This window comes from Mesorhizobium sp. M7A.F.Ca.CA.002.09.1.1 (assembly GCF_003998555.1).
GTDB classification, from domain to species: domain Bacteria; phylum Pseudomonadota; class Alphaproteobacteria; order Rhizobiales; family Rhizobiaceae; genus Mesorhizobium; species Mesorhizobium ciceri.
This window is the reverse complement of the sequence record NZ_RZRR01001322.1, coordinates 1-1,024: the sequence shown is the minus strand read 5'-3', so window position 1 is coordinate 1,024 and position 1,024 is coordinate 1. Positions and strand designations below refer to the sequence as shown.

Annotated in this window: 1 protein-coding gene; it reads right to left on the bottom strand. The window is 63.4% G+C overall.

Annotated elements, in window-relative coordinates; translation table 11 throughout:
* A partial coding sequence (locus EN994_RS32900; RefSeq protein ID WP_164746496.1) for an NAD(P)-binding domain-containing protein occupies positions 1 to 766 on the bottom strand: 766 nt, incomplete at its 3' end.
* Positions 767 to 1,024 lie beyond the last annotated feature (258 nt).

Sequence of the window (1,024 nt, the reverse complement as noted above, 5' to 3'; positions counted from 1 at the left end):
GGATGATGTCGACCACCGGTTTGCCGGTCTTCGGATCGTCGGCGGCCAGCACCTTGGCGGTGATCTCGATCAGGTAGGAGTTGAGCCGGCCCTTGTTCCAGTTGGCAAACACCGTGCCGATCTCTTTCGGGCCCATGCCCAGGCCGTCGCGCAGGATGCCGTAGATCTCCGCGATCATCTGCATGTCGGCATATTCGATGCCGTTGTGGATGGTCTTGACGAAATGTCCGGCGCCGTCGGTGCCGAGCCATGCCGCGCAGGGTTCGTCCTTGAATTTGGCGGAGATCGCCGTCAGCACCTTCTCGACGCGCTTCCATGAGTCCTCCGTGCCGCCGACCATGATCGACGGCCCGTGGCGTGCCCCCTCCTCGCCGCCGGACACGCCCATGCCGATGAAGGTGAGACCCGAACCGGAAAGCTCGGAGAAGCGCCGCATCGTGTCGCGGAAATTGGCGTTGCCGGCATCGATGACGATGTCGTTGGCCGACAGCACGCCACGCAGTGCCGCGATCTGTTCGTCGACCGGCTTGCCGGCCAGCACCATGATGATGATCGGGCGCGGCGGCCGGATCGCGGCGGCGAGCTCTTCAAGGCTGTAGCAGGGCACGACCATGTCCCTGAGTGCGCCGGCATTCTCGACAAAGGCATCGGTGCGCGCCCTGGTGCGGTTGAAGACAGCGATGCGGTGCCCGTGCTCGGCGATGTTGAGCGCCAGGTTGGAGCCCATCGTGCCAAGGCCGATCAGGCCGATTTCGGCTTTTTCCATCGTTTCTTCCCTGCTCTCGGATCGTTTGTTGAGACCGCGATTTTGCGGGCGATGATTGACGGGCCTTGACGCCTGCGTCAACCGCCTCGCCGAATTGTGTTGCCCGGATTGTCGGTCGTGCCCGTGTAGAGGTACCTGGCAGTCCCGCCTACGGCCTGATGTCGACGGGCGCCTCGATCTTCACCATCTGAAAATCCGAGACCAGTATGTCGATGCGCACCGTCCACCGGCCGGGCAGCGGAATGACGAGGTTGTCGA